The organism is Bradyrhizobium commune, from assembly GCF_015624505.1.
Taxonomy (GTDB): Bacteria; Pseudomonadota; Alphaproteobacteria; order Rhizobiales; family Xanthobacteraceae; genus Bradyrhizobium; species Bradyrhizobium commune.
This window is the reverse complement of record NZ_CP061379.1, coordinates 2023102-2049292: the sequence shown is the minus strand read 5'-3', so window position 1 is coordinate 2049292 and position 26191 is coordinate 2023102. Positions and strand designations below refer to the sequence as shown.

Genomic DNA, 26191 nt, shown 5'->3' with positions numbered 1-26191 from the left:
TGTCGTCCGCATGTCGCGAGCGGACTGGAGCCGGAGTGAACGATGCCGAATGAATGGAGGCAAGCCGGAATTTACCCGGTCGCGCGCCGCGGCGTCAGATTGACGGCGCCATCTGACGGCGGCGCGATCTGCATCAGGATGGTCTGGGTGGCGGATGCGATTTCGATGCCGTTCTGCTGGAAGCGCTGCTTCATGCGGCGGTTGAATTCGCGCTGGACCGGCCAGCGGCCGGCTTCGGTGCAGCGGATCTGGCCGACGATCGACACCATGGCGCCGTCGACCTTGTCGATGCCCCAGAGCTCGAGGTCGCCGCGGATCAACGGGCGGAATTCGCTCTCGCGGCGCATCTCGTCGACAATGTCCTTGAGGATCTGGCCGGCGCGGTCGGTGTCCTCCTTGTAGGCGACGTTGACGCTGACCGATGCATTGCCGGCGCCGCGGCTGGCATTGGTGATGGTCGTCACCGCGCTGAACGGCACGATGTGCACGGCACCGTCGCCGGCGCGCAGACGAATGGTGCGGATAGAAACATTCTCGACCACGCCCGTGAGACCCGACACGCTGACGGTGTCGCCGACCTGGACCGTGTTCTCCAGCAGCAAAAACAGGCCGGTGATGAGATCCTGCACCAGCTTTTGCGAGCCGAAGCCGATGGCGATGCCGACGATGCCGGCGCCTGCGAGCAATGGGGCGACGTTGACCCCGATCTCGCTCAGCGCAGTGAGGCCGACGACGGTCGCGATCAGGCACAACAGCGCCGTCCGCAGCATCGGCTGGAACGTGCGCAGCCGCGCGGCGCGGGCATAATGACCGTCGCGCGACAGCGTATTGATCTGGCGGTCCAGCAGCGCATTGCTGGCCTCCCAGATCGCCGCGGCGATGACGACGGCGAGGCCGATCGTCACCACGGCCGAGATCAGCCGGCTGCCGATCTGGCCGCCATAGAACCAGACGATGGCATCGACACCCCAGACCTCGAGCACGGCGACGAAGCCGATGAAGGCGATCACGCCGGAGACGATCTTGCGCAGCAACGGCAGATAGCGGTTGGCGCGGGTCTCCAGGCCCGGAAAGCGCCGGAGGATCTCCGGATTGATGCGAAAGCCGCGGTCGATCAGGCTCAGCGTCACCACGATGGCGACGCGCGTGATCAAGACCACCGCGATGGTGCCGACGAAATATTGCAGCAGCAGCGAATAGCCGTTGCGGATGTTGAGCGCCCAGACCGCCCACAGCGCGATGTCGAGCGCGATGGCCAGATAGTGCCAGCCGCCGGCGATGCGGTTGCGCAGCCGCGCTGCGATCCCCTGCCGGTCCGCCGGCGCGCGAATGGCGTCCGCGACCTGGCGGCGGCATTGCAGGATGATGACGACGATGAAGAGATGCACGACCAGCATCACCATGCGCAACAGCGCCGCGTAGCCGGCACGATGCAGCCCGAGCAGCAATGCGACATTCGCAAAAGCGATGCCGGAGACGCCGACGCCGACGATGCGGCGCGCCCAGATCTCGATATAGGCCGCGGTCTCTGCGCGGACCGGAAACAGGCCGAACGGCCCTGCCAATGCACGAACGACGCAGATCAGCCCGCGCGAGAACGCGTAGGCGTTGACGACAGCGAGGATGACGAGGCGGACGGTAGCGGGCTCGCCGATCTCCGTTCCGAGCAGGGTGGTGGCGAGGCCGACGAAAACGATCACTGGAAGCAGTTCGAGCACGAGGCGGCCGAGCACGAAGGGCAGCCGCAGCAGCAATTGCCAGACGCGCGCGAGGCTGTGGCGGCGGCTGTGCAATTCCGGCGAAGGGGTGACATCGGTCACCGACGACGGCGGGTCGGCAATCGGCAACGTCTGCGCCGGCAGGCGCGCGGTCTGCGGCACGCGCGCTTCCAGGAACGCGACCGGCCGTCGGATCAGGCGGAAGATCACCCATTCCGCCGCGAAAGCGCAGCCAAACACCAGCGCCAGCTTCCAGGCGATCTCGATCAGCAGATTATAGGCCGCAGGATCGTTCGCGGTCCGCACGATCCAGTAGTAGAACGCCGGAAAATGAGTGAGCGTCCGCGCCATGTCGGCGACCTCGCGCGAAACCTCGCCGATCTGCTCGGATACGGTGAGCAGAAGCTGCGCCCCGAGACCGTCGGCCGAAAGCGGGATCGGCGATTTCGGCGCGGGCGCCGGCGCCGCCGCCTGCTGCGGACCCGACGCGTTCGCAATCGCACGCAAGGTGTCGATCATCTGCGCGCGCTTCTGGTCGTCCTGGAGCGTCTCCAATGCGCGCCTCGCCTCGTCGGGCGACAGCGCAGCGGCGCTGCTCGCGGCAGGCGCGGCCGGCTCGGCGCGGGCGCTGGAGAGAGCGGAGATGGCGAGGAGGATGGCGGCAAGAAGCGCCGGGACAAGCTTATGCGACACGCGGATTCCTTGAAAAAATGAAATGCGCCGGCGGAATCGTGACCGCGCGAAGCACTGCGTCATGTCGGATGGACGCTATTCGCCCCGATCCTGTGTCGGAAGTTTGCCGTTGAGGCGACAATCTCTTGGCATTTGCCGCAACGCAGGCATGATGGAACCAAAAGCAGAACGGCGTGATTTGGGGACTTCGCATGATACATGTCGATCGACGCCGACTCATGATCGCAGCGGCGGCTCTGCTCGCCACGCGATCCGCAATCGCGCAGAGCGGCGCGACCTTCAGCTATCGCGGCATCAATGTCGACGCCAGTGCCGCGCAGGACCTGCCGAATCTCAAGGAGATCGTTGCCTCGCTGAAGCATCAGATCGACATCGTGATCGACTGCGGCGCGAAGCCTGAGATCATGACCTTCTTCAAGAGCCAGCCGGTCTCGGTCAAGCCCGGACAGGGCGATGGCGGCGGGCACTTCTCGTCCAAGGCGGACGGCGTCACGGTGGACGCGGCGGTCGTCGCGCCGGAGAAGCCGGTGCTGCTGCACGAACTGCTGCACGCCTATCACTTCCGCGTCCTGCCGGGCGCGTTGCAGAATCCGGACCTCGTGCGCTTCTATGACATCGCGAAACAGAACGAGCTCTATCCGGCGGACGCCTATGTGCTCAAGAACGTGCAGGAGTTCTTCGCCGTGACGGGAAGCCTCTATCTCTGGGGCAATGTCGACCGTCCGCCGAACGACCGCGCCACGCTGCATGACAAGCAGCCGGTCTATTATCAATGGCTCGGCGACCTCTTTGGCGTGCAGAAGAAAGCCTAGCGCACCGGCCCGGTACAAAACGCACAGCGCCGGGCAGGTAGGGGCTCTGCCTTACTGATGCAGCCCTCTAAACCTGGACCCGGCGTGCCGTTCGCGGTTTTTGCCGCTATGCGATAGTCCGAACGAGCTCCATCGCACTTAACGCGGCTGGATTTGCGGAGGTGGTGTCATAGACCTCCCCTTGCTCATGAGGTTGGACATTACGCGTCGCTTGTTCGCGACCGCACGCATGGTCCTCCCGTGACATAAAACTGTCAAGCCGGATCAATGAGTCCATCGACAATTGTGAAGGACGGAACTGGGCGCTTTGACAGGGAACAAATGTCAACGCTACGTTGCACGTCCATTCCTTGATTGTTGGTCCAAAGATGAACCGGCGCGAATTCGTTGCCCTCTCGATCCTCACGACCGTCGTCCGGCCGCCCGACGTGTATGCCGAAGCGAGGTTGTATCGCATCGCGCTGCTGACGCTGTATTCCAGCGAAAGCGCCGACCTGGTCAAGGGACCGTTGCGGGATCTGGGCTACATTGACGGCAAGAATCTCTCCTTCATTTATCGCTCCGCGGACGGCGATCCCGGACGACTCGCCGCCATCGCCGAGGACCTCGTGCGCGACAAGCCGGACGTCCTCGTCGCGGGATGGGGCACACTTGCACCGAAGGCGCTGAAGGCCGCAACCGACACCATTCCTATTGTGTTCGCAACCGTCGGCGATCCGATCGGCGCCGGTCTCGTGCAAAGCCTCGCGCATCCCGGCGGCAATTTGACCGGCCTGAGCGGTCAATCCACCGAGTTCAAGAGCAAGCAGCTCGAATTGTTGCTCGGCTGCATCCCCGGGCAGCGCGTCATCGGGGTGCTGCTGAATCCCGATACGCCCTACGGCGCGCTTGCCCTCGCACAACTCCAGACCGCCGCGGAGCAGCGAGGCGTGCGGCTCGAATTGCTGGAGGTCAGGCGGCCCGAGCAGTTCACGGCGGAAAGGATGGATCGGTTGGTGCTGAACGGCGCGACCAGCCTGATGATCGTCGAAGATCCACTGGCGGCCATCATCCGCGACGAGGTCGTCGCGCAGGCCCTGCGATTACGTCTGCCGACCATGTCGGGCTTTGCCGACTACGCACGGTCGGGCGGCCTGATGACCTATGGATTCAGCCAAACAGCCAATTACCGCCGCGCTGCGGAGCTCATCGACAAGATTTTGAAAGGCGCGCGCCCGGGCGACCTGCCGGTCGAGCAGCCGACCAGGTTCGAGCTCATCGTCAATCTCAAGACGGCGAAGGCGTTCAACCTCGAACTGCCGTCGCTGATCATGGCCGCCGCTGACGAGGTGATCGAATAGCAGGACCGACCTCTTGCCCGCGGAATAATCGGCATTGGCCGGCGTTTGTGGTGTTACGGGTGCCCGCCCTCCCCGCAATCCGATCATTCGCCGGAAAGCCAAAGATGAAAAAATCATTCTGCATTGCCGTTCTCGCGACCCTCTTGGCCGGATCGGCTGTCGCACAGACGCCGCCGCAAACCTCGACCAGGAAGGTCGACGGCACCGACAACGTCTACATCTTCCGCTATGGCGGCCACCAGTCGATGTTCGTGGTGACGCCGCAGGGCGTGATCGCGACCGACCCGATCTCGTATCAGCGTCCGGCAAAACCCTATATCGACGCCATCAAGGCCGTCACCGACAAGCCGATCAAATACGTCATCTACAGCCACCACCATTACGACCACATCGCCGGCGGCCAGCCGTTCAAGGATCTCGGCGCCACCTTCATTGCGCATCGCCGCACCAGGGAGCGCCTGCTCGAGCTCAAGAAGCAGAATGCGCTGCTCGCCGACGTCGTGATGCCCGACCAGGTGGTCGACGAGAAGAAAAACATCACGCTCGGCGGCACCACGCTGGAGCTCGACTATGTCGGTCGCAACCATTCCGACAATTCGCTGGTGATGCGGCTGCCAAGGGAGAAAATCGTCTTCGTCGTCGACTTCGCCCCGATTGAATCGATTCAGTTCCGCAACATTCCCGACAACGCCTCGCCGCTGGAATTCATCGCCTCGCTGAAGAAGCTGGTGTCGCTCGACTGGGAGCGAATGATCCCCGGCCATCCCTATGCCGGTGGCCGGCTCGGCACCAAGAAGGATGTCGAGGACGACATCGCCTACATGGAGGATCTGTCCGCCGAGGTGAAGAAGGCCGCCGACGCCGGCAAATGCTTCGACACCGCGATGAAGGAGGTGAAGCTGCCGAAATACGAGAAGTGGGCGAATTACGAGGCGGGCCTGCCGGCCAATGTCGAGCGCTTCTGCTACTGGTGGGGCCGCGGCTATTGAGGGGGCACCGGCGCGATGGTGACATCATGCGCCTGTTTTGCCCGACAAGTCAAATCGATTCGCAAAATCCGATTTTTCTCGCGCGGGCCGTCAAACCATTGATTCCGCTATCATCGGCTACTGTGCATGGGGTTGTTTTCGTATTTCAACTCGGGGAGAGACCGCAGGGTGGGCAAAGGCGCATTTGCGCCGTGCCCACCATCTGTCAGCGTACGCGGCGTCCCGTTGTCGGCCGCGCCCCGGCCTGCGCGAAATAGGGATTTATCAGGCAGGTCGCCGGCCGCCCCGATGCCGCGGCCTGGCACTGGGCGAACGAGGTGAAGACGCAATCGATCCGCTCGCCCTCCAGCTCTCCGAAGACGTGCAGGCAGACCGGTGCGCCGGGGGCGTAGGTCTGGGCCGGCGCGGGCGTACTCGTCGCGGGCACGGCAAGCACGAACGCGGTGAGAGCAGATTTCAACATCACCGCTTCCCCTTCCCTTCGCGCTCCAGCGCCTTGCGCACGTTTTCGAACTCGGCCAACGAGGCCTTATCGGCGCGCGGAAAACGCAGGTCCAGCTGATCGAGCGTTGCGACAATCACCGAACCGATCACGACACGCGCGAACCATTTGTGGTCGGCGGGCACGACATACCAGGGCGCAAGCGGCGTCGAGGTATGACGGACGATGTCCTGATAGACCGCCTGGTAGCGCGGCCACAGCGCGCGCTCCTTGATGTCGTCCATGGAGAACTTCCACTGCTTGGCCGGAATCTCCAGCCGGTCGAGGAAGCGCTCGCGCTGCTCCTCCTTGGAGAGGTTGAGGAAGAATTTGAGCACCACGGTGCCGTTGCGGCAGAGATAGCGCTCAAAGGCGGAGATGTCCTCGAACCGCTCCTTCCAGATGTTCTTGGTGACGAGCTTCTCCGGCAGCTTCTCCTTGGCCAGGATCTCCGGATGCACGCGCGTGACCAGGCATTCCTCGTAATGCGAGCGGTTGAAGATGCCGATCTTGCCGCGCTCCGGCAGCGCGATGGCGTGGCGCCAGAGGAAATCGTGATCGAGCTCCTTGCTGCTCGGCGCCTTGAAGGCGTGGACCTCGCAGCCCTGCGGATTGATGCCCTCGAAGATCGCCTTGATCGCGCTATCCTTGCCGCCGGCATCCATGGCCTGGAACACGATCAGGATCGACCAGCGGTCCTGGGCGTAGAGCTTCTCCTGATACGCAATGAGTCGCTTCTTGTTGGCGTCGAGAATCTCCTGCGCCTTCTCCTTGTCGAGATCGCCTTTCTCGTTGGTCTTGTGCGCCTTGAGGTGGAACTTGCCGGACCCGTCATAGCGGAACGGCGTGATGTAGCGATCAAGTTCCTGGGCGAGCGATTTGGACGGCTTCTTGCTCATGAGCGCGGGGCACCTTGCGTTGCGGCTTCAATCGGTCGAGCACGCTACCAAGGATGCCCTTGGGAAGGAATATGATGAAAAGCACGAGCAGCACGCCATAAACGAGGTTGTCCCAGCCGACCGCCCTGGTGCCGAAGCCGATGCGCAAGGTCTCCGCGAGCAGGATGGTGATGACGGCGCCGACCGTCGGGCCGAGCGAGACGAACAGACCGCCGACGATCGCCGCGAACACCATCTGGAGCGACACCGCGATGCCGGAGACGGTGTCGGGCGTGATGAACATCTGGTACTGGCAGTAGATCGCGCCCGCCAGCGCCGTCATCAGCGCGCTGATCAACGTGATCTTCAATTTCTCCGCGGTGACGTCGACGCCGGCGGCGGCCGCGGCGTCTTCGTCCTCCGAGATCGCCTCGAGCGCGTACCGGCTCATGCTGCGGTCGACCAGGTGCCAGACGACGATGCCGACAAGCCAGACCGCGAGCGCGATCAAATACCAGGTGGTCTTGTCGTCGAATTGCAGCGCCAGCAGCTTGTTGCCCGAGGCGCGGTTCGGCGTGTAGCCGAGCGAGCCGCCGGTATAGTCGCGCGTCGCGGTGATGATCTGGAGCACGATGCCGGACAGCGCCAGCGTCACCAGCACGAAATAATGTCCGGTGATGCGGAAGCGGAAACAGGGATAGCCGACGATCAGCGCCAGCGCGCCGGCCGCCACCATGCCGATGGGAATGCCGATCCAGGGCGACAGGCCGAGATGATTCCACAAGAGCGCGGTGACATAGGCGCCGATCCCCATGAAGCCTCCGTGGCCGAGCGAGATCAGGCCGAACCGTCCCATCATCGACCACGAGGTGTAGGCGAACGACCAGATCAGGATCAGCACCAGAATGTGCAGATGATAGGGCTCCCGATAGACGAAAGGCAGCGCGACCAGCGCCGCCAATCCGATCCCCCACGCGACAAACCGCCCCTGCCTCATCATCGGCGCCTCGCGAGCAGGCCCGCGGGCCGGATGAACATCATGACGATGAAGAAGGCGAAGGCGAGCACGTAGCCCCATTCGAGATCGGAGAACAGGCCGCCGAGCGAGATGATCTCGGCGAACACAAAGGCGGCGATGAAGCCGCCGATGAAATTGCCGAGGCCCCCGAGCACGCAGATCAGGAAGGTGATCGGCCCGAACGAAAGGCCGACGAAGGGATGCACGTCATATTGCAGCACCAGCAGGCAGGCGGCGAGGCCAGCCAGCGCGCCGCCGAGCGCGGAGGTGATGAGATAGATCCTCTTCGTGTCGACACCCATCAGCGCCATGATCTGGCGGTCCTGCGAGATGGCGCGGATCGCGGTGCCGGTGAAGGTGCGCGTCATGAACAGATAGACCGCGACCATGCCGACCAGGGCCGCCAAAAAAGACAGAAGTCGCGCGTAGCTGAAATTCATGTCGCCGAAGGCGAGCACCGGGAGGCGGATGCCGAGGTTGCGGAAGTCGATGCCGAAAGCGACGGTGGCAAAGCTTTGCAGCACGAACAAGACGCCGCCGGTCGCGAGCAGCTGGTTGATCGGCGGCGCGGTGAGCAGCGGCGCGATCACGAGGTAATGCAGGAGAGCGCCGAGGATTGCGACCAGGACGATCGTCAGCGGTGCGGCGATGAAATAGCTGATGCCGTAATACTGCACCAGGAAATACATCGCGTACATGCCAATCATGACGAGTTCAGCGTAGCAGATCCAGGTGACGTCGATGACGCCGAAGATCAAATTGAGCCCGAGCGCGAGCAGCGCCAGCACGCCGCCGAGCAGGATGCCGTTGATCACGGCCTCCAGCAGATAGATGTCGAAAATGTCCAAAAATGCCTGCATGCCCCTCACACCCCGAGATATGCTTCCTTGACCGTGGTGCTCGCCAGCATCTCTGCCGACGTACCGGATGCCCTGATCGTGCCGGCCTCGATCAGATAGGCGCGATCGACCACGCGCAGCACCTGCTGCACGTTCTGCTCGACGATCAGCACCGTCAGCCCGCTGGCGCGGATCCGCTTCACGAGCTCGAACACCTGCTGCACCACCACCGGCGCCAGCCCCGCCGAGGGCTCGTCGAGCAGCAGCAGCTTCGGATTGGACATCAGCGCGCGGCCGATCGCGCACATCTGCTGCTCGCCGCCGGACATGGTGCCGGCCATCTGATGGCGGCGCTCCTTCAAACGTGGAAACAGGTCGAACACCACCTCCAGCCGCTCGGCGTAGTGGCCGCGCGCCTCCTTCATGAAGGCGCCCATCTTGAGATTGTCGTCGACCGTGAGCTGCGGAAACAGCCGCCGGTTCTCCGGCACATGCGCAATCCCGAGACTGACGATCTTGTGCGCGGGCGTCGCCAGGACGTCGACGCCCTCCATCCTGATCGACCCGCGCGACGGGCGGATCAGCCCGGAGATGACGCGCATCAGCGTGGTCTTGCCGGCACCGTTCGGGCCGATGACGCCGACCGCTTCTCCTGCCTGCACGTCGAGATTGACGTCGAACAGCGCCTGGAACGTGCCATAGCCGGCGTTGACGGATCGCAACTCCAGCATCGGCTAGCCTCCGGCGCGGCGGCGCGCTTCGGCGGCCGCGGCCTGCGTGGTCTCGGCATCGGTGCCGAGATAGACCTCGATGACGCGCGGATCGCCGGCGACCGCGCTCGGCAGACCTTCCGAGATTTTCTCGCCGTGGTCGAGCACCATGACGCGGTCGACCACCCGCATCAGCACACCCATGATGTGCTCGACCCAGATGATGGTGATGCCGAGCTCGTCGCGGATGTTGCGCAGCATGTCGGCCGCCTGGTCCATCTCGGCCTCGTCGAGACCGCCGAGGCTCTCGTCGGCAAGCAGCAGCTTTGGCGCGGTGGCGAGCGCTTTCGCAAGTTCAAGCTTCTTCAGTCCGGCCGCACCTAGGCCGTCGACGCTGGCGTGGCGATCGGTCGGCAGGCCGACCATCGCGAGCGAGCGCTCGGCCGCCTCCTCGGCCTTGATGCGGCTGTGGCGGCCCTGGCCGTAGTAGCCGGCGAGCGCGACGTTCTCGAAGATGGTGAGGCGGCGGAAAGGGCGCGGAATCTGAAAGGTGCGGCCGATGCCACTGTTGATGATCCGGTGCGGCGCGAGGCCGGCGATCTCGCGCCCGGCGAACAGGATCGATCCGGAGCTTGGCGCCAGCGTGCCAGACAGCATGTTGAAGATCGTGCTCTTGCCCGAGCCGTTCGGGCCGATCAGGCCGAGGATCTCGCCCTGATCGACTTTGAACGACACATTGTTGACGGCGATGAAGCCGCCGAACCGCTTCACCAGCCCGCTGACCTCCAGCACGCCCCGCTCCGCCGCTACTGGTTGCTGTAGGTGGTGCCCTTCGGCAGCGGCAGCACGGCTTCGCGCTGCGCCTGGCTCTTGGGCCACACCACCGAGGATTTGTCGTCGATATACTGGATCACCACCGGGAACGATCGTTCGTTCTGGCCCGCCATCGGCGTGCCCTCGCCGTAGAACTTGACGCCGAAGCCGAGCATGGTGCCGCCTTCGGGGATGTCGGTCTCGAGCGCAGCCTTGCGCAGCGCCTCGGGATCGATGCCGCCATACTTTTTGATCGCGCGCGGCAGCACGTCATTCATGAACACATAGGTGTTGGACGCGCCGATGCCGACATGGGCCGAACGGATGGCAACGCCCGGCCTGATCTTGTCGAACTCCTCGCCGACCATCTTGATGATCGGCGCAAGCTTCGGGTCCATGGTCTTCTGGTTGGCGAGCCAGATCGAGATCGGATCGGTGTCGAAGAGGTAATTGGCATCGGTGCCAAGACCTTCCTTCAGCTTCTCATAGACGCCGTAGCCCGCACCATGGCCGACCAGGGCCGCAAACTTCAGGCCCTGCTCGCGGGCCTGGCGCAGCAACAGCGTGATGTCGGGATTGTAGCCGGTGTGGAAAACCACGTCGGGCTTGGCGCGCTTCAGCTTGGTGACCAGCGCGGAGAGATCCGGCGCAGTCGCCGAATAGCCTTCTTTCAGCACGATATTGAAGCCGGCCTTCTTGGCGCCGGCCTCGTTGCCTTTGGCGACGTCGACGCCATAGGCGCCGTCCTCGTGGATGATGGCGACGCGCAGCTCGCTCGGCTCCTTGCCGAACTTCGCCTTGCTGTTTTGCGCGATGAAATCCATCGTCATCATGCCGAACTGGTCGCCGCTCGCCTGCGGGCGGAAGACGTATTTGTAGTTCTTGTCGGCAAGCACCGCTGACGAGATGCAGGTCGTGATCCACATGAACTTCTTGAGCTGCTCGACGCGGGCAGCGACCGGCACGCATTGCGCCGAGGAGAAGAAGCCGAGCACCATGTCGACCTTTTCCTGCTCGAGCAGGCGGACGGATTCGTTGATGGCGACGTCGGGCTTGCTCTGCGCATCGGCGTAGACCGCCTCGACCTTGTAACCCTCGACACCGGTCTTGCTGAACTGGTCGAGGATGATCTTGGTGCCGAGATATTCGAGCTCGGAGCCGCCGCCCGCGAGCGGGCCGGTCAGGTCGAAGATCACACCGATCTTGATCTTCTTCTCCTGGCCCTGGGCGGACGCCGCCAAGCCCATTGCCGCAATCGCGATCAACAGCCCACGTACCAAGCGGGCAGCCATGCGCAGGCGCATCTAAACCTCCCTGGACGATTGTGCATTGCAGTTTATTGCTTTTGCTTTTCCGCCCATCACATGGGCTGCGCGAAGCGATGTCAAGCCTCGCGCGTCAGCGCGATGCGAACTGCTGCGCGATAAAGGCCGTGACAAAGCGCGGCATGGTCGGCGTCAGATCGTCCATCCCGCGCACCAGATGAATGGCCGACAGCTCGGGCTCGGACTGCTCCGCCAGATTGGCCTCGATCCGGGCGCGCGCCTCTTCGCCCGGCATATCCAGGTTGAGGATCTGCATCATTGCAATCGAGCGACCGGTCGCGACGCAGTGCCAGTCCGGCTCCGCGACGTAGTCGGCCATGGTCAGGCCTGTCTCCTCGGCGATCTCGCGGACCACGTTGCCGGGAATGTCGAGCATGCCGTCCCTGACGTCGTCGAGATCGGGCGTGCCGGACGGAAAATAGATGCGGCCTGCATTGGACGTGTGCTGCCCCATCTCGCCCATCACGAAGGCGCCGTCGGAGGCGCGCAACGCGCCCATGCCGAAACCGTTGAACACGGCGGTATCGGGAAAGCCCCAGTCGCGCCAGGCGAGGAAGCTCGCGAAATCGATCTCGAAATAGCTCGCTGCGAAATGGCCACCAGAGAACACCGGGTCGCGCCCGAGCAGGATGCGGCCGTTCCACATCTTCGGCCGCTCCCGCTGCTTCTCGGCGAAATGTGCGGCGATCTCGGCCCGCCGCTCCTCCGCGAACGGCCAGGCGAGCGGGCGGACGGCAAGATCAAGCGTCGTGACGCGATGAATGACCGGTGACGTCATGACGTCTGCTTACCGCGCGATCGCGTCAGCTATTTGGCGCTCCCCGTGGTCTTCTTGGCCTGGTCGACGAATCTGTTGGTGAAGGTCTTGCTGACGTCGATCTTGGCATTGGCCACCTCGGGCGAGCCGACGCTGAACACGGCGAGCACGGCGTCAGCACCCTTCGGGTCCATCTTGCCGGTTTCCGAGAACATCGGGATCGTGTTCTTCAGGGCGGCGAGATAGAGATCCTTGTTCTTGCCGACCATCTCGTCGGGCATCTTCGCCATGATCTCCTCGGGCGAGTGCGAATGGATCCAGGCGAGCGTCGACAGCATCGCATTGGTGAGCGCCTGCGTCTCCTTCTCGTGACCGGCTACCCAGGCCGCGGTCGAGTACAGCGCGCCGCCCGGATATTCGCCGCCGAACTGTTCGAGCGTGTCCTTTTGCGTGCGGGTGTCGCTGAGGATGCGCAGATCCGGATGGCTGCCCTGGAGCACGGTAACGGACGGATCGAGCATCACGGCGGCGTCGATCTGGCCTTGCTCCATCGCGGCCACTGCGGTCGCGCCGAGGCCGACGCCGATCACGGCGGTGCCGGCCGGATCGAGCCCGTTCTTCTTCAAGAGATATTTCAGGAAGAAGTCGGTCGATGAGCCCGGCGCGCTGACGCCGACCTTCTTGCCGGCGAGGTCCTTGACCGACTTGATGTCGGCGGTGTGCGAGGGCGCGACCACCAGCACCAGGCCGGGATAGCGGTCATAGACTACGAAAGCCTGAAGCTCCTGCTTCTTGGCGGCGAGGTTGACGCAATGGTCGAAATAGCCGGAGACGACGTCGGCGCTGCCGCCCAGCACGGCCTTGAGCGCGTCCGAGCCGCCCTTGAGGTCGACCAGCTCGACATTGAGACCGGCCTTGTCGTATTCGCCGAGCTGTTTTGCCAGCACTGTCGGCAGGTAGCACAGGCAGGCGCCGCCGCCGACGGCGATCGTGACCTTGCTTTGGGCAGCGGCAAGACCAGTGGTGAGCGTCAGTGCAAGCAGCGCGCCGGCGAGCCTGGCAATCGTGTTCTTCATTGGTTTCCTCCGTTCGGCTGGCGGCACCATAATGCAGCGGGACTGGCTTGAGAAGGCGACTAACGGATACGACTAGCCGCGCCCATCCACGGTCGGCCGCCACACCAGGAGGCGCCGCTCCACGAGCGTCACGCCGAAATCGATCAGGATCACGAACGCCGACAGCACGAACATGCCGGCGAACACGCCGGCAACATCGAACACGCCCTCGGCCTGCTGGATCAGATAGCCGAGGCCCGCGGCCGAGCCCAGATATTCGCCGACGACGGCGCCGACCACCGCGAAGCCGACAGAAGTGTGCAGCGAGGAGAACATCCACGACAGTGCGGAGGGCCAGTAGACGTGCTGCATCAATTGCCGTTCGCTCATGCCGAGCATGCGGCCATTGTCGAGCACGGTGCGGCTGACTTCCTTGACGCCCTGATAAACGTTGAAGAACACGATGAAGAACACCAGCGTCACGCCGAGCGCGACCTTGGACCAGATGCCAAGCCCGAGCCACAGCGCGAAGATCGGCGCCAGCACGACGCGCGGTAGCGCGTTGACCATCTTCACGTAGGGGTCGAACACCGCGGCGACCAGCGGCTGGCGCGCGAACCAGAAGCCGATCAGGACGCCCCCAAGCGACCCGATCGCGAAGGCCAGGATCGATTCCACGAGCGTGATCCAGAGATGCTTCCAGATCACGCCGGAGACGAACCATTTGACGATCTGCTCGAACACGTCGACCGGGTTGGAGAAGAAGAACGGCGGCAGCAGGATTTTTCCGAACACGGGCACGGTCGAGAGCGTTTGCCACAGCACGAGGCAGACGGCGGCGACCAGCAATTGTAGCGACAGCAACGTCACGCGCGACATCAGACCGCCTCCGCAGCTTGCGTGGACTGCGCGTAACCCTTCATCACCTCGTCCTTGAGCACGCTCCAGATTTCGCGATGGAGCGCGTGGAAATCCTTGTCCAGCCGGACCTCGAAAATGTCGCGCGGGCGCGGCAACGTTACACGCCAGTCGCCGATGATGCGCGAGGACGGCCCCGCCGACATGATCACGACGCGGTCCGCCAGCGCGATCGCCTCTTCCAGATCATGGGTCACGAACAGCACGGCCTTGCGATCGGCGTTCCAGAGATCGAGCAGCAGATTGCCCATCACCTGGCGCGTCTGCGCATCGAGCGGCCCGAACGGCTCGTCCATCAGCAGGATTTTTGGATCGCGGATCAAGACCTGCGCCAACGCCACGCGCTTGCGCTGGCCGCCGGAGAGCATGTGCGGATAGCGGTTTGCGAAGGCGCCGAGGCCGACCGAGGTCAGCCATTTCTGCGCGCGCGGCAGCGCCTCGGCGCGCGGAGTGCCCTTGATCTCGAGCCCGATCGCGACATTGTCGAGCGCTGTCTTCCAGGGGAACAGCGCGTCGGCCTGGAACAGATAGCCGGCGTCCCGGTTCAGCTCCGCGAGCGGCCGGTCAAAGATCTTGACGCTGCCGGCGACAGGCTTCAGCAGGCCCGCCGCGACATTGAGCAGCGTCGATTTCCCGCAGCCGGTCGGGCCGACGATGGCGACGAACTCGCCCTGCGCGACCTCGAGATGGGCCTTTTCCACCGCCGTGTAGACCCGCCCGTCCCCCAGCCGGAACGCAACCTTGGCATCTTCCAGCGCCACTGCCGTGGACGTTGTCATGTGTTTCCTCCAAACCCGGATCGATGCCTTAGCCGCTCGCGCGGCCAAGTTCAATCAACCGGCCAAGCGTGCTACGCATGGGTCTCGTCACCCCACCCTCCCTGGAGGGCAAGCGAACCGAGCGCGAGTCCGATGCCGTCCAGACCGATGATTGGCTATGCCCGCGTCACCAAAAGCTTCGGCTCCCTCAAGGCCGTGGACGATGTGTCGCTCGACGTTGCCGAGGGCGAGTTTCTGGCCATCGTCGGCGGTTCGGGTTCGGGCAAGACGACGCTGCTGCGGCTCGCCAACCGGCTGATCGAGGCCGATGCCGGCACGATCACGGTCAATAGCGAGGACGTACAAAACGTCGATCCGGTCGCGCTGCGGCGCCGGATCGGCTACGTCTTCCAGAGCGGCGGGCTGTTTCCGCATTTGAGCGTCGCCGACAATATCGGGATCACGCCAAAGCTGCTGGGGCTTCCTGCAGACGACATCGCCGCGCGCGTCGACGAGCTGCTGGAGCTCGTGCAGCTCGACCGGACCGCGCATCGCGACCGTCTGCCCGAGGCGCTTTCCGGCGGACAACGCCAGCGCGTCGGCGTGGCACGGGCGCTCGCAGCAAAGCCGCGCATCGTGCTGATGGACGAGCCGTTCGGCGCGCTCGATCCCCTCACCCGCGATGCGCTGGGCGAGGATTTTCGCGAGCTGCACCGCAAGCTCGGCCTCACCACCGTGATGATCACCCACGACATGACGGAAGCGATCCTGCTCGCCGACCGCATCGCGGTGATGCGCGGAGGACAGCTGCTGGCACAGGGCACACCGGCACAGCTGTCCGGCAGCAGCGACGCCTATGTGCTGGAGCTGTTGCGCACCCCGCGGCGCCAGGTCGAGCGGCTGAACGCGCTGCTGCCGCAGAGCGGTGCCGCATGATGGCAGATCCGCGCTGGGGCGAGGCGCTGTCGCATCTGCCCGATTATCTCGGCAACCACGTGCGGGTGAGCCTTGCCGCGCTCGCGCTGGGGCTGATCGTCAGCCTGCCGCTGGCGATCATCACGCGTAACCGCCCGGCATCGCGGGGCCTCCTGCTCGCGCTCGCGAGCATCGTGCAGACCGTGCCGGGGCTGGCGCTGCTCGCGCTGTTCTATCCGCTGCTGCTGCTCGCTGCCTCCGTGGCGCTGAAATGGTTCGGCGTCTCCTTCTCCGCATTCGGCTTCCTGCCCGCAATGCTGGCGCTGGCGCTCTATTCGATGCTGCCGGTGCTGCGCAACGGCATCACTGGGCTGAACGGCATCGACCCGGCGCTGATCGAGGCCGCCAAGGGTGTCGGCATGACCGCGCGGCAGTCGCTGGTGATGGTCGAGCTGCCGCTGGCGCTGCCGGTGATGATGGCCGGCATCCGCACCGCCGCGGTATGGGTGATCGGTACCGCGACGCTGTCGACGCCGATCGGGCAGACCAGTCTCGGCAATTACATCTTCGCCGGGCTCCAGACCCAGAACTGGGTGTTCGTGCTGTTCGGCTGCTTTGCCTCGGCCCTGCTCGCGCTCGCGGTGGATCAGCTGCTCGGCCTGATCGAGACCGGGCTGCGCCGACGCAGCCGCTTGCGCACCGGGCTCGGCGCGGCCGGAATTTTCGCACTCGTCGCCGCGACGCTGGTGCCGTCGATGGGACGCTCCTCATCGGGCTACGTGGTCGGCGCGAAAACCTTCGCCGAACAATACGTGCTGTCGTCCCTGATCAGGGATCGCCTCCAGGCCGCCGGCCTCTCCGCGACCGCGCGATCGGGCCTCGGCTCCAGCGTGATCTTCGAGGCGCTGAAGGCGGGCGACATCGATCTCTATGTCGACTATTCCGGCACGCTCTGGGCCAACCAGCTGCGTCGCACCGACATCAAGCCGCGCGCGGAGCTGCTCGCTGAGCTGAAGGCGGCGCTCGCAAGAGACAACATCACCCTGCTCGGCGAGCTCGGTTTTGAGAATGCCTATGCGCTGGTGATGCCCAGGAAGCGCGCCGAAGCGCTCGGCATCCGCACCATCGCCGATCTCGCCGCGCATACGTCAACGCTGTCGATTGCCGGCGACTACGAATTCTTCTCACGGCCGGAATGGGCGGCGCTGCAAAAGGCCTATGGCCTCCAATTCCGCGCGCAGCGCCAGATGCAGCCGGATTTCATGTACGCGGCCGTCGCCAGCGGCGAGGTCGACGTCATCGCCGGCTACACCAGCGACGGCCTGATCGCGAAATACGATCTTGTCGCGCTCGACGATCCCAAACAGGCGATCCCACCCTACGACGCGATCCTGCTGCTCGCACCGAAGCGTGCCGGCGACGAACGATTGCAGAGCGCACTCAAGCCGCTCCTCGGCAAGATCGATATCACGACGATGCGCGAGGCGAATTTGCGTGCGGCCGGCAATGATGCGAATTCATCGCCGGATGCGGTGGCGAAGTGGCTGTGGGAGAAGGTGGGCGGGCGGTAAGTCCGTGCCATTTGTTCGGTGTCGTCCTGGCAAAAGTAGCCAGAGCACTACAGCCCTCGGATCATCCCCGCGTCGATCAGCAGCCGATTCAGCCGCCTCGCCTCGGCGCCGTCCTTGCAGGCGTAGAACAGGCCGTTGCAGCGGAGCATGATCTCCTTCTGCTCGGCGAAGGACGGATCGAGCGGAATGCCGGCGGCTTCCTGGATTACCAGCGGCAGATAGGGGCCGTCGATCGTGTCCATCACGGCGTCGCTCTTGACCGGCTCGAAATTGACGGCGTCGATCGCGTAATAGGTCGCGTAGAGCCGCGGATCGTAAGCGTCGAGCTTCTTGCCGATGGCGCCCTCATCAAGGCCCGGCTCGAGCAGGTTCGGCGCAAACTCCGGCTGATGGTCGCCATAGCGCACGATCAGGAATGGCTCGCCGGGGAAATTCTTCTTCAGCCCGGCGATGAAGGTCTTGTACTGCTCTGCGCTCATCGCCTGCCGGCGCAGATATTCATCGATCGACGGCACATTGCCCGGTGCGCGCCAATTCGGCATCAGATCGGGGCGGAAGCGCGTCTCCCAGGGGAAATGATTGGCGCCGAGATAGATGAAGGTGAAGAGCGGCTTGTTCGGCGTGCGCTCACCCATCAAGCGAAGCGCCTTGTCGTAAAAGAAGCTGTCCGGCTCGACGTCCTTGGCGCCAAGATCTTTGGAATCGAGGAAGCGCTCGACACCGGTCGTAATCTGGAAGCTGCGCGCGCCCATGAAACCGCCATAGGCGGGATAGAGCGACATGGTGTCGTAGCCGCAGCGGCGCAGGCTGAGCGGCAGGCCACGCTCAACCCTGCCTGAGGCGATGCGCGTCACAAAATAGGCGAAGCGGCCGAACGAGCGCGATGAGAGGCCAGCGAGCACGTTGTATTCGGTGAACCAGCTCGGCCCGCCATTGCTCTCGGCGAGGAAGCTGCGCTCCTTGCCGTCCCAGGACTCAAAGTGGCTGCCGTAACCCTGCGGCACCTTGATGCCCTGCGCAGCACGGATATCAAAACTCGATTCATCATGGATCATGATGATGTTCGGCCGGCGCCCGGCGGGATGGCAGGCATCGACCAGCGGCATGTTGAGCCGTTCATTGGTCGAAGCCGCCGCCTCCATGAAGCCGTACTGCACGAAGTCGGAGACCGCGGTGACGCCGGAGCGGAAGAACTTTGAGAGATAGCCGTCGTCGTAATAGCCACGCCAGGCTTCATCGGGATGGCCGATCGAATAGCCGACCAATCCGGCGAGACAGGCGAGCATGGAGGCGAGCGCCGGCAGGCGGCGGATGCGGAACGGATCGAGCCACCACAGCGCGTACATCAGCGGCAGCGTGAGAAGGCCGGCGCCGATCACCGACCAGCGCAGGTTCGGGAAGATCGTGAACAGGAACGCGACAGTATCGCGGTCGATCATCATCAGATCGATGAAGTTCACCGTCATCTGCACGACGTCGTGCTTGAGCCGCGACAGCAGCACCAGCACGACCACCATGGTCAGCGACAGCGCGCCCGACAGCGCCGGCCGCCGCAGCAAGGCGATCCAGAAGAAGTTGAGGATGCCCCAGGCGAGCGCGAAGGAGAGCCGCGAGCCGAAGTCGGTCTCGGTCTCATACATCAAGGCAAGCGCCGCGAGATGCGGTGCAGCAACCGCAAGCAGCCGCCAAACGCCAAGCGCGGCGACGTTCGCCAGGACGGCGGTCGTGGCAGAAGGACCTGGATTGGGCGCGGACGCCATTGACGACACGCTGAACACGGTCCGGCGCGGTGATGCCAAGCCGTCTGGCCGGCCTCGAGACGGCCAGGGCGTCCGGCGCAGCCGGCTGCACCGTGTCATAAAACTGTAATGGAACGGTCACGGACAGGCAACGCGTGAGACGATGCGACCTTCGCTTAATGTTAGCGGGTGACGAAGAGCCGCACGCCGCCCTGGCGCGCCCCGCGTCCAGGCAAGGCCTGCTTCCGGCCCCCGACCGGCACGACGGAGCTCTCGCGCCGGCGCCCGCCTATTCGATGACTTCGTCGGCACGAGCCAGCAAGGCCGGTGGAATTGTCACGCCGAGGGATCGCGCGGTCCTGAGATTGACGATTGTCTCGACCTTGGTCGAACGCTGAACGGGGAGATCCGCCGGCTTGGCACCTTTGACGATACGGGCCGCATAGCCGCCGACGAGACGTGACGCATCGTGCGCGCTGGCGCCATAGCTCATGAGCCCGCCCAGATCGACGAACTCCCGCTGAAAGTACAGGGTCGGCAACCGCTGCTTTGCAGCCGCCTCGATGATCTGGACGCGATTGACGATGAAGATCGGATCGACCGTGACGAACAGCGCCTCGACCCGCATCTGCGCGATCTCGGCGAAGGCCTGGTCGATATCGTCCCTTTGGCTGGCCTTGAGCACGAGCAGCGTCTTGCCGATCGCCTTGGCTGCGTCCTTTGCGCTTGCGAGCTGGGCGTCAGCGGTCGGGCGATTCGGATTCACCAGCACGCCGATCGTCGTCGCAGCCGGCACCAATTCGCTGACGAGCTCCAGATTCTTGGCGCCGAGCTCGCCGGCGAGCCAGGTCACGCCCGTGACATTGCCGCCGGGCCGGTTCAGGCTTTCGACCAGCCCGGTGGACACCGGATCGTCCCCGGTGAGGAAAACGATCGGAATGGCAGACGTCGCCCGCTTGGCCGCAAGCGCGGCCACGTTGCCGCCCATCGTGACGATTACGCTGACCTGCTTTTGAGCAAGCTCGTCCGCGAGCTCGGGCAGCCGATTGAACTGCCCCTGCGCCCAACGATATTCGATGGCGACGTTGCTGCCCTCAACAAGCCCGGCGGCCTTGAGACCCTCAAGGAAGCCGGTCACCACCGTGACGAAAGTCGCCGGCGAACCGCTGGCAAGGAATCCGATGGCCGGCCGCGCGGCCTGCGCGAGCGCCCGGGTCGTCCAGATCGGCACGGAGCCGGTCACGAGAAGAAATGTGCGTCGATCCATCTTCGCCGTACGCATCAAAATACCGAGGTGAAAAATATGCCGCGAGTGTATGCGGCGTGGCATCGCCCGCCAATGCCGATCCGACGGAATTTCAGACCGGCCGCCCCCTCTAGCGCTTGCTGATCCCGGCGATGAACAGATCGATCACGCCTTCCGCCATCCACTCGATCTCACCCTCCCGCACACCCCAGCGCGGGAAATGGCCATCGAGATTCATCCGGGCAAAACCGTAGATCAGCGCGCGGCCGGCGATCAGGATGCGTTTGAGATCGGTTGATCGCAACAGGCCCTGCTCGGCCGCGTCAGCCAGCATCCGCTCGGTCAGAGCGACCAGCTCGGCATTGTCGCGGGTGAGCTCGGCCGAGCTGCCATGGACGAAATAGCGCCCCGTCGAGATGATCTCGAAATGCGCGGGGTTGCGCATCGCCCAGCGCAGATAAGCCAGGCCAAAGGCGCGGAAGCGCGCCAGCGGGTCGGCTGGCGGCGCTTCTGCCAGTACGGCCTCGATCACGACACGAAAGCGCCGCTGCGCCTCCTCGGCCACTGCCGCCATCAGCGCGTCGCGGTTGGGGAAGTGCCGGAACGGCGCCCCCGGTGACACCGCCGCGCGACGCGCGGCCTCGCGCACGGAGACCTCGGCGCCCTCGGCCGCCAGTTGCAGCGCAGCATCGATCAGCACGCGGCGGAGGTCGCCGTGATGATAGGGCCGCGCTGCGGCTGTCTGGCGACGGGCGGGGGGTTTGGAGGTCTGACGGGCGGGCACGGCGCCTTCTAGCATCACCCGAACGTGAATGTAAGCGGCGATTACACTGTTGACGGCGATACCGACTCGAAATGTAATCGATGATTACATAATGGGGCAATAACCATGTCCGAACGTCAAAGCTGGTTCGAGGGCTGGCGGCTGCTTGCCGTCCTCGCCGTGAGCCTGATCGCGCTCAGCCTGTGGATCGCCTCGATGCGGCAGTTCGAGGTCGAGGGCGTGCGGATGGTGATCCGCTTCACGGCGCGGAGCTCGCTGCTGCTGTTCTGCCTCGCTTTCGGTGCCGCCGCGCTAGCGCGGCTCTGGCCCAATGCCTGGACGCGCTGGCAGCGTCGCAACCGCCGCTATCTGGGCCTGAGCTTTGCGGCCTCGCATACCATTCATGCGGTTGCGATCGTCGTGTTCGCGAAATTGGACCCGGCCGGCTTTGCCGAGGCGACCTCGCCCGCCTCCTACATCTTCGGCGGCATCGGCTACGCCGTCATCATCGCCATGAGCGCGACCTCGTTCGACCGCACCGTCGCGCTGCTGGGACCCCGCGCCTGGCGCGCGCTCCACCTCGTCGGCGGCTATTATCTCTGGTTCCAGTTCATGGTGTCGTTCGGCAAACGCGTGCCGACGCTGCCGGCCTACGCCGCGTTCCTCATTCCGCTGCTCGCTGTAATGGCGCTGCGGATGATGGCGATGGCCGCCCATCCGCGCAGACGGACGGCCGCGGCGGGCTGAACGCCGGCGTCAGCCCTGGGGCAACAGCCCGAGCCGCTTGGCGATGATGCGGTCGACCGTGCGCTTGGGCAGCGCCGTGGTCATGAAATGCCGCAACCAGTCCGGCGTGATCTGGTAGCGCACCTTGGGACTTGCTGCCGTAAGGGCCTCGAACACGACCTCGGCAATCCGCTCGGCCGGCAGGCCGGTCGCGCCGAGGCTCATCATGAACGCCATGACCTTGTTGAGCGCCGGGAGGTAGGGCGAATTCTTGTAGACGGTCAGATCGATCTCCTCGGCCTTGCTCCAGATCGGCGTCTTTACCGCGCCGGGCGCGACGATGATGACGTCGATGCCGAACAGCATCAGCTCGCGGCGCAGGCTCTCCGAGAGGCCCTCGACGGCGTGCTTGGAGGTGCAGTAAGGCGCCGACAGCGGATTGCCGTTTTTGCCCGCGACCGAGCTGATCATCACGATCCGCCCCTTCGGCCCCTTCAGCGACGGGTCCGCGCCGAGCAGCGGCCCGAAGGCCTGCGTCGCGATCACCGGGCCGATGACGTTGATGTCCATCTGGCGACGGAAGTCATCGGCCGACAATTCGAGCACTGGACCCGCGACTGCGATGCCGGCATTGTTGACGAGGCCCGCCAGCGTCTCGCCGGCAAGCGCCTCGCGCACCTGGCGCGCGGCAGCCAGCACCGCGGCCTCATCGGTGACGTCGAACAGCAGCGGCGTGAAGTTCTCGCCGAACTCACCTTTCAGCCGGTCGGCGTCGGTCCGCTTGCGGACGCTGCCGAAGACGCGATAGCCGCGCCCGATCAAAAATTTCGCAATGGCCCAGCCGATGCCGGTGGACGCGCCAGTGACGACGACAGATTTCATAGTCATTCCCCCCCTTTTGTGCCCCGCGATCAATGTAGGAGGAGGCCGCGCCAGCGCAATGCCGCCCGGTTCTCAAGCCGCGCACCGATAGGCCTTTTCGAGACCTTGGCGCGCTGCAAGAAAGGCGCATCAGATGTCGGCTCTTAAGATGAAGCAGTGCACGAACGTCAAAAAATGCGATCGATTGCGAGATCAGAGTGCGGATGAAGAGCCGAATCCTAGACTCTGAGGACACAGCGCTTTTGGCGGTCGTAGGATGTGAAAAAATTCTGGAAAACGACGTGAGCTCAAGAATGTGGTTTAAGCGTCAGTTCTTGATGCTCAGGGAGCACTTCAACTCGTGAAGAATTTGAATGAAGCAGCAATGCTTCGCGCGAGAAGGAAAGAGCGAGACCGCTGTTTGCGGTCCCGCTCAGATATAGTCGCGAAGGTTTAAGATTTGGTTTGGCCAGCGAAGCTCTTTGTTTTCGCTCTCGCGTCCCGAACGTAGCGCGTCAGCGACGCGCCACGTCAAGAGAATGGCGACTTAGTTCTTGCTCTTGTCGACCAGCGCGCCCTTCTTGATCCAGGGCATCATGTCGCGGAGTTTCGCGCCGACTTCCTCGATCGGGTGCTGGGCGAGCTTGGCGCGCGTCGCCTTGAACGAGGTCTGGTTGACCTTGTTCTCGAGCATCCAGTCGCGGGCGAACTTGCCGCCCTGGATATCGGCGAGAACGCGCTTCATCTCGGCCTTGGTCTCGGCGGTGACGATGCGCGGACCGGTGACGTACTCGCCATACTCGGCGGTGTTGGAGATCGAGTAGTTCATGTTGGCGATGCCGCCTTCATAGATCAGGTCGACGATCAGCTTCACTTCGTGCAGGCACTCGAAATAGGCCATCTCCGGGGCGTAGCCGGCCTCGACCAGGGTCTCATAACCGCCCTTGATCAGCTCGACCAGACCGCCGCAGAGCACCACCTGCTCGCCGAACAGATCGGTCTCGCACTCTTCCTTGAACGTGGTCTCGATGATGCCGGCGCGGCCGCCGCCAACAGCAGAGGCATAGGACAGGCCAAGGTCATGGGCGTTGCCCGAGACGTCCTTGGCGATCGCGATCAGGCAGGGCACGCCGCCGCCGCGCTGATATTCCGAGCGCACGGTGTGGCCGGGGCCCTTCGGCGCGATCATCAGCACGTCGAGGTCGGCGCGCGGGTCGAGCAAGTTGAAGTGGACGTTGAGGCCGTGCGCGAACACGAGGGCGGCACCCTTCTTCATGTTGTCGTGTAGGTGCTCGCGATAGATGTCGCCCTGGAGCTCGTCCGGGGTCAGCATCATGACGAGGTCGGCCCATTTGGCGGCGTCAGCAACTTCCATCACCTTGAAGCCGGCAGCTTCCGCCTTCTTGACCGAGCCGGAGTCCTTGCGCAGCGCGATCGCCACCTCCTTGACGCCGGAGTCCTTCAGGTTGAGCGCATGGGCGTGGCCCTGGCTGCCATAGCCGACGATGGCGACCTTCTTGCCCTTGATCAGGTTCAGGTCGGCGTCGCGATCGTAATAAACACGCATAGTCGTTTCCTCGTTCAGGGCCAGAATCGGCCGATAGTCGGTGTCCGAAGGGGTGAAATTTGCGGATTTCGGGGGCTGTCTAGAGCATTTCGGCCCCTGAGGGAAACCCGTTTCTGCATGGAAATCCGCGACATCATGCATCCATGAAAACGGGGTAGAGGGAGGCGAGCAGCAGGATCGCCATCAGGATATTGAAGGCGCGGACCAGCCGCTCGGAGGTCAGCACCGGCCGTAGTGCAGTGCCGAAGAACGCCCAGAGCACGGTCGAGACCGTGCCCACGAGCAGACTGATCAGGGTCTGGATCACAATGTTGATCGGAAACCGGGCAATCGCCGTATAGGCGGTGATGGTGCCGATCACGATTACCCAGCCTTTTGCGTTGATCCACTGGAACATGGCCGCGCCCCAGAAGGTCATGGGACCACGACCATCCGCCTCGCCCGGCTTGGCCGGGCCGGAGAAAGCGATCACGGCGGAGAGGTAAATCAAATAGGCCGCACCCGCATATTTCAGGATGGTCTGGAGGATCGGATAGGCCAGGAACACGGTGCCAAGCCCCAGCCCCACCGCGGCGACCATGAAGGCGAAGCCGATGACGATGCCGGCGATGTGGGGGATGGTGCGCCGGAAGCCGTAGGTCAGGCCCGAGGCCAGCAGCATGATGTTGTTCGGCCCGGGGGTGAAGTACATCACCACCATGAAGGCGAGGAACGCATAGAAGAGTGAGTTGGCCATATTCGCCTCACGCCGTCTTCGCGAGCGGCTGCGGACGCCGCGCCAGCACCATCACCGCGATGCCGCCGATCACGGACAACATGCCGGCGAGCCGCAACGGCCCGAACCGTTCGCCGAACACGATACTGGAGGCGGCCGAGCCGACGAACGGCACCAGCAGCGCAAACGGCACGACTTGCGCTGCGGGATAATCGCGCAGCAGCCGGCCCCATAGCCAATAGGCGATGCTGGTTGAGATGGCGCCGATCATCAGCAGGCAGATCAGGCCCGTCAGCGACATGTGGATCAGCGACTGCCAGGTCGGCGCGGGGCCGTTGAGGACCAGCGTCAGCGCAAACAACGGCACCGCGGTCGCAAGGCACAGCCAGGCGAACAGATCGAACATCGGCACGCCGCGCGCGCCGCGCAGCAGCAGGTTGCCGATCGCAAAGCTGATCGGCGAGATCATCAGCACCGCGAACGCCGTGATGCTGAAATCATAACCGACAGTGCCGCAGATCATCAGGAGGCCAGCCGCCGCGACGACGATCCCCAGCGTCTGGGCAGGCGTCGGGCGTTCGCCGAAGGCGAGCGCGGCAAAGCCGATCGTGAACAACGCCTGGCTCTGCACCACGACGCTGGTCAGCCCGACCGGCACGCCATGAGCGATGCCGTAGGCCTGACTGAGGAACTGGCCGAGAAACAGCGTAAAACTGATCGCGATCAGGAACGACCAGGCGACCTTCGGCTTGGGAATGAACAGGCACGGCACGGCAGCGATAGTGAAGCGCATCGCCGTCATCAGCTCCGGCGAAAACTCGTCGAGCGCGATCCGGCTCGCCACGAAGGCAAGCCCCCAGATGATCGCCACCATGAGGGCGATGAGGATGTCGGCCGGCTTCATCCCAAACTCCCTAACCTCTCCCGCTGGCGGGAGAGGTCGGCGCGAAGCGCCGGGTGAGGGCTTTGTCCTCTTGGGGGTTC

At 64.1% G+C, this 26191-nt stretch carries 25 protein-coding genes; 6 read left to right on the top strand and 19 right to left on the bottom strand.

Going from position 1 to position 26191, the window contains the following annotated elements; all coding sequences use genetic code 11:
* Positions 1-71 precede the first annotated feature (71 nt).
* Positions 72-2411, bottom strand: a complete 2340-nt coding sequence (locus tag IC761_RS09670; protein ID WP_195803019.1) for a mechanosensitive ion channel domain-containing protein — start codon at positions 2409-2411, stop codon at positions 72-74.
* Positions 2412-2629: 218 nt separating this feature from the next.
* Between IC761_RS09670 and IC761_RS09665 the strand changes: the two genes are divergently transcribed.
* From IC761_RS09665 to IC761_RS09655, 3 genes are all read left to right on the top strand, one after another.
* On the top strand, positions 2630-3223 hold the full coding sequence (locus IC761_RS09665; protein ID WP_195803018.1) for a hypothetical protein: 594 nt from the start codon (positions 2630-2632) through the stop codon (positions 3221-3223).
* A gap of 368 nt (positions 3224-3591) precedes the next feature.
* Positions 3592-4563 (top strand): ABC transporter substrate-binding protein, encoded by a 972-nt coding sequence (locus tag IC761_RS09660; RefSeq protein ID WP_195803017.1) that lies wholly within the window; start codon positions 3592-3594, stop codon positions 4561-4563.
* Between the two features lie 104 nt (positions 4564-4667).
* Complete coding sequence (locus tag IC761_RS09655; protein ID WP_195803016.1) at positions 4668-5552, top strand: MBL fold metallo-hydrolase; 885 nt, start codon at positions 4668-4670, stop codon at positions 5550-5552.
* 205 nt (positions 5553-5757) lie between these two features.
* Here the strand turns inward: IC761_RS09655 and IC761_RS09650 are convergent, their stop codons facing one another.
* The 11 genes from IC761_RS09650 to IC761_RS09600 form a co-directional block, all read right to left on the bottom strand.
* Positions 5758-6015, bottom strand: coding sequence for a DUF3551 domain-containing protein (locus IC761_RS09650; RefSeq protein WP_195803015.1), 258 nt, complete (start codon positions 6013-6015; stop codon positions 5758-5760).
* Complete coding sequence (locus IC761_RS09645; RefSeq protein ID WP_195803014.1) at positions 6015-6932, bottom strand: polyphosphate kinase 2 family protein; 918 nt, start codon at positions 6930-6932, stop codon at positions 6015-6017. The genes IC761_RS09650 and IC761_RS09645 overlap by 1 nt, the downstream gene beginning before the upstream one ends.
* Positions 6892-7911, bottom strand: coding sequence for a branched-chain amino acid ABC transporter permease (locus IC761_RS09640; RefSeq protein WP_195803013.1), 1020 nt, complete (start codon positions 7909-7911; stop codon positions 6892-6894). Before IC761_RS09640 ends, IC761_RS09645 begins: the two co-directional genes overlap by 41 nt.
* Positions 7908-8789 carry a branched-chain amino acid ABC transporter permease gene (locus tag IC761_RS09635; RefSeq protein WP_195803012.1) on the bottom strand — a complete coding sequence of 294 codons (882 nt, stop codon included), beginning with the start codon at positions 8787-8789 and terminating at the stop codon, positions 7908-7910. The genes IC761_RS09640 and IC761_RS09635 overlap by 4 nt, the downstream gene beginning before the upstream one ends.
* Before the next feature lie 5 nt (positions 8790-8794).
* Entirely contained in the window at positions 8795-9499 is a 705-nt protein-coding gene (locus IC761_RS09630) for an ABC transporter ATP-binding protein (RefSeq protein WP_195803011.1), read from the bottom strand.
* A gap of 3 nt (positions 9500-9502) precedes the next feature.
* The gene (locus tag IC761_RS09625) at positions 9503-10270 is read right to left on the bottom strand and encodes an ABC transporter ATP-binding protein (RefSeq protein ID WP_195803010.1); all 768 of its coding nucleotides are present in this window, start codon (positions 10268-10270) and stop codon (positions 9503-9505) included.
* Positions 10271-10284: 14 nt separating this feature from the next.
* The gene (locus IC761_RS09620; protein ID WP_195803009.1) at positions 10285-11595 is read right to left on the bottom strand and encodes an ABC transporter substrate-binding protein; all 1311 of its coding nucleotides are present in this window, start codon (positions 11593-11595) and stop codon (positions 10285-10287) included.
* A 94-nt stretch (positions 11596-11689) separates the two neighbouring features.
* The gene (locus IC761_RS09615; protein WP_195803008.1) at positions 11690-12394 is read right to left on the bottom strand and encodes an NUDIX hydrolase; all 705 of its coding nucleotides are present in this window, start codon (positions 12392-12394) and stop codon (positions 11690-11692) included.
* A 29-nt stretch (positions 12395-12423) separates the two neighbouring features.
* Complete coding sequence (locus IC761_RS09610; protein ID WP_195803007.1) at positions 12424-13449, bottom strand: ABC transporter substrate-binding protein; 1026 nt, start codon at positions 13447-13449, stop codon at positions 12424-12426.
* 72 nt (positions 13450-13521) lie between these two features.
* Positions 13522-14307 carry an ABC transporter permease gene (locus IC761_RS09605; protein ID WP_195803006.1) on the bottom strand — a complete coding sequence of 262 codons (786 nt, stop codon included), beginning with the start codon at positions 14305-14307 and terminating at the stop codon, positions 13522-13524.
* Complete coding sequence (locus IC761_RS09600) at positions 14307-15125, bottom strand: ABC transporter ATP-binding protein (RefSeq protein WP_195803005.1); 819 nt, start codon at positions 15123-15125, stop codon at positions 14307-14309. The genes IC761_RS09605 and IC761_RS09600 overlap by 1 nt, the downstream gene beginning before the upstream one ends.
* A gap of 132 nt (positions 15126-15257) precedes the next feature.
* On the opposite strand from IC761_RS09600, the gene IC761_RS09595 reads away from it, so the two are divergent.
* Positions 15258-16040 (top strand): ATP-binding cassette domain-containing protein, encoded by a 783-nt coding sequence (locus IC761_RS09595; protein WP_195803004.1) that lies wholly within the window; start codon positions 15258-15260, stop codon positions 16038-16040.
* Positions 16037-17590 (top strand): ABC transporter permease/substrate-binding protein, encoded by a 1554-nt coding sequence (locus tag IC761_RS09590; RefSeq protein WP_195803003.1) that lies wholly within the window; start codon positions 16037-16039, stop codon positions 17588-17590. Before IC761_RS09595 ends, IC761_RS09590 begins: the two co-directional genes overlap by 4 nt.
* A 47-nt stretch (positions 17591-17637) precedes the next feature.
* On the opposite strand, the gene IC761_RS09585 is transcribed toward IC761_RS09590, so the two are convergent.
* The 3 genes from IC761_RS09585 to IC761_RS09575 form a co-directional block, all read right to left on the bottom strand.
* On the bottom strand, positions 17638-19350 hold the full coding sequence (locus tag IC761_RS09585; protein WP_195803002.1) for a sulfatase-like hydrolase/transferase: 1713 nt from the start codon (positions 19348-19350) through the stop codon (positions 17638-17640).
* A gap of 268 nt (positions 19351-19618) precedes the next feature.
* Positions 19619-20596: an ABC transporter substrate-binding protein gene (locus IC761_RS09580; protein ID WP_195803001.1), complete on the bottom strand. Its 978-nt coding sequence runs from the start codon at positions 20594-20596 to the stop codon at positions 19619-19621.
* A 109-nt stretch (positions 20597-20705) separates the two neighbouring features.
* Positions 20706-21359, bottom strand: coding sequence for a TetR/AcrR family transcriptional regulator (locus tag IC761_RS09575; RefSeq protein ID WP_246791474.1), 654 nt, complete (start codon positions 21357-21359; stop codon positions 20706-20708).
* A 105-nt stretch (positions 21360-21464) separates the two neighbouring features.
* Between IC761_RS09575 and IC761_RS09570 the strand changes: the two genes are divergently transcribed.
* Positions 21465-22085 carry a ferric reductase-like transmembrane domain-containing protein gene (locus IC761_RS09570; RefSeq protein ID WP_195802999.1) on the top strand — a complete coding sequence of 207 codons (621 nt, stop codon included), beginning with the start codon at positions 21465-21467 and terminating at the stop codon, positions 22083-22085.
* A gap of 9 nt (positions 22086-22094) precedes the next feature.
* Here the strand turns inward: IC761_RS09570 and IC761_RS09565 are convergent, their stop codons facing one another.
* The 4 genes from IC761_RS09565 to IC761_RS09550 all read right to left on the bottom strand — a co-directional run bounded on the left by IC761_RS09565 (position 22095) and on the right by IC761_RS09550 (position 26111).
* Positions 22095-22946 carry an SDR family oxidoreductase gene (locus IC761_RS09565; protein ID WP_195804607.1) on the bottom strand — a complete coding sequence of 284 codons (852 nt, stop codon included), beginning with the start codon at positions 22944-22946 and terminating at the stop codon, positions 22095-22097.
* A 526-nt stretch (positions 22947-23472) separates the two neighbouring features.
* Complete coding sequence (gene ilvC, locus IC761_RS09560) at positions 23473-24492, bottom strand: ketol-acid reductoisomerase (RefSeq protein ID WP_148778509.1); 1020 nt, start codon at positions 24490-24492, stop codon at positions 23473-23475.
* A 133-nt stretch (positions 24493-24625) separates the two neighbouring features.
* Positions 24626-25228, bottom strand: a complete 603-nt coding sequence (locus tag IC761_RS09555) for a LysE family translocator (RefSeq protein ID WP_195802998.1) — start codon at positions 25226-25228, stop codon at positions 24626-24628.
* 7 nt (positions 25229-25235) lie between these two features.
* Positions 25236-26111, bottom strand: a complete 876-nt coding sequence (locus IC761_RS09550; protein ID WP_195802997.1) for an EamA family transporter — start codon at positions 26109-26111, stop codon at positions 25236-25238.
* Positions 26112-26191 lie beyond the last annotated feature (80 nt).

What these genes read in the sequence shown, in the direction of transcription:
- IC761_RS09570 (WP_195802999.1), top strand. Translation starts at nt 21,465, where the DNA reads ATGTCCGAACGTCAAAGCTGGTTCGAGGGCTGGCGGCTGCTTGCCGTC.
- IC761_RS09635 (WP_195803012.1), bottom strand. Translation starts at nt 8,789, where the DNA reads ATGCAGGCATTTTTGGACATTTTCGACATCTATCTGCTGGAGGCCGTG.
- IC761_RS09590 (WP_195803003.1), top strand. Translation starts at nt 16,037, where the DNA reads ATGATGGCAGATCCGCGCTGGGGCGAGGCGCTGTCGCATCTGCCCGAT.
- IC761_RS09600 (WP_195803005.1), bottom strand. Translation starts at nt 15,125, where the DNA reads ATGACAACGTCCACGGCAGTGGCGCTGGAAGATGCCAAGGTTGCGTTC.
- IC761_RS09585 (WP_195803002.1), bottom strand. Translation starts at nt 19,350, where the DNA reads ATGGCGTCCGCGCCCAATCCAGGTCCTTCTGCCACGACCGCCGTCCTG.
- IC761_RS09660 (WP_195803017.1), top strand. Translation starts at nt 3,592, where the DNA reads ATGAACCGGCGCGAATTCGTTGCCCTCTCGATCCTCACGACCGTCGTC.
- IC761_RS09640 (WP_195803013.1), bottom strand. Translation starts at nt 7,911, where the DNA reads ATGATGAGGCAGGGGCGGTTTGTCGCGTGGGGGATCGGATTGGCGGCG.
- ilvC (WP_148778509.1), bottom strand. Translation starts at nt 24,492, where the DNA reads ATGCGTGTTTATTACGATCGCGACGCCGACCTGAACCTGATCAAGGGC.
- IC761_RS09665 (WP_195803018.1), top strand. Translation starts at nt 2,630, where the DNA reads ATGATCGCAGCGGCGGCTCTGCTCGCCACGCGATCCGCAATCGCGCAG.
- IC761_RS09645 (WP_195803014.1), bottom strand. Translation starts at nt 6,932, where the DNA reads ATGAGCAAGAAGCCGTCCAAATCGCTCGCCCAGGAACTTGATCGCTAC.
- IC761_RS09595 (WP_195803004.1), top strand. Translation starts at nt 15,258, where the DNA reads ATGCCGTCCAGACCGATGATTGGCTATGCCCGCGTCACCAAAAGCTTC.
- IC761_RS09580 (WP_195803001.1), bottom strand. Translation starts at nt 20,596, where the DNA reads ATGGATCGACGCACATTTCTTCTCGTGACCGGCTCCGTGCCGATCTGG.
- IC761_RS09610 (WP_195803007.1), bottom strand. Translation starts at nt 13,449, where the DNA reads ATGAAGAACACGATTGCCAGGCTCGCCGGCGCGCTGCTTGCACTGACG.
- IC761_RS09650 (WP_195803015.1), bottom strand. Translation starts at nt 6,015, where the DNA reads ATGTTGAAATCTGCTCTCACCGCGTTCGTGCTTGCCGTGCCCGCGACG.
- IC761_RS09630 (WP_195803011.1), bottom strand. Translation starts at nt 9,499, where the DNA reads ATGCTGGAGTTGCGATCCGTCAACGCCGGCTATGGCACGTTCCAGGCG.
- IC761_RS09655 (WP_195803016.1), top strand. Translation starts at nt 4,668, where the DNA reads ATGAAAAAATCATTCTGCATTGCCGTTCTCGCGACCCTCTTGGCCGGA.
- IC761_RS09620 (WP_195803009.1), bottom strand. Translation starts at nt 11,595, where the DNA reads ATGCGCCTGCGCATGGCTGCCCGCTTGGTACGTGGGCTGTTGATCGCG.
- IC761_RS09605 (WP_195803006.1), bottom strand. Translation starts at nt 14,307, where the DNA reads ATGTCGCGCGTGACGTTGCTGTCGCTACAATTGCTGGTCGCCGCCGTC.
- IC761_RS09555 (WP_195802998.1), bottom strand. Translation starts at nt 25,228, where the DNA reads ATGGCCAACTCACTCTTCTATGCGTTCCTCGCCTTCATGGTGGTGATG.
- IC761_RS09615 (WP_195803008.1), bottom strand. Translation starts at nt 12,394, where the DNA reads ATGACGTCACCGGTCATTCATCGCGTCACGACGCTTGATCTTGCCGTC.
- IC761_RS09565 (WP_195804607.1), bottom strand. Translation starts at nt 22,946, where the DNA reads ATGAAATCTGTCGTCGTCACTGGCGCGTCCACCGGCATCGGCTGGGCC.
- IC761_RS09550 (WP_195802997.1), bottom strand. Translation starts at nt 26,111, where the DNA reads ATGAAGCCGGCCGACATCCTCATCGCCCTCATGGTGGCGATCATCTGG.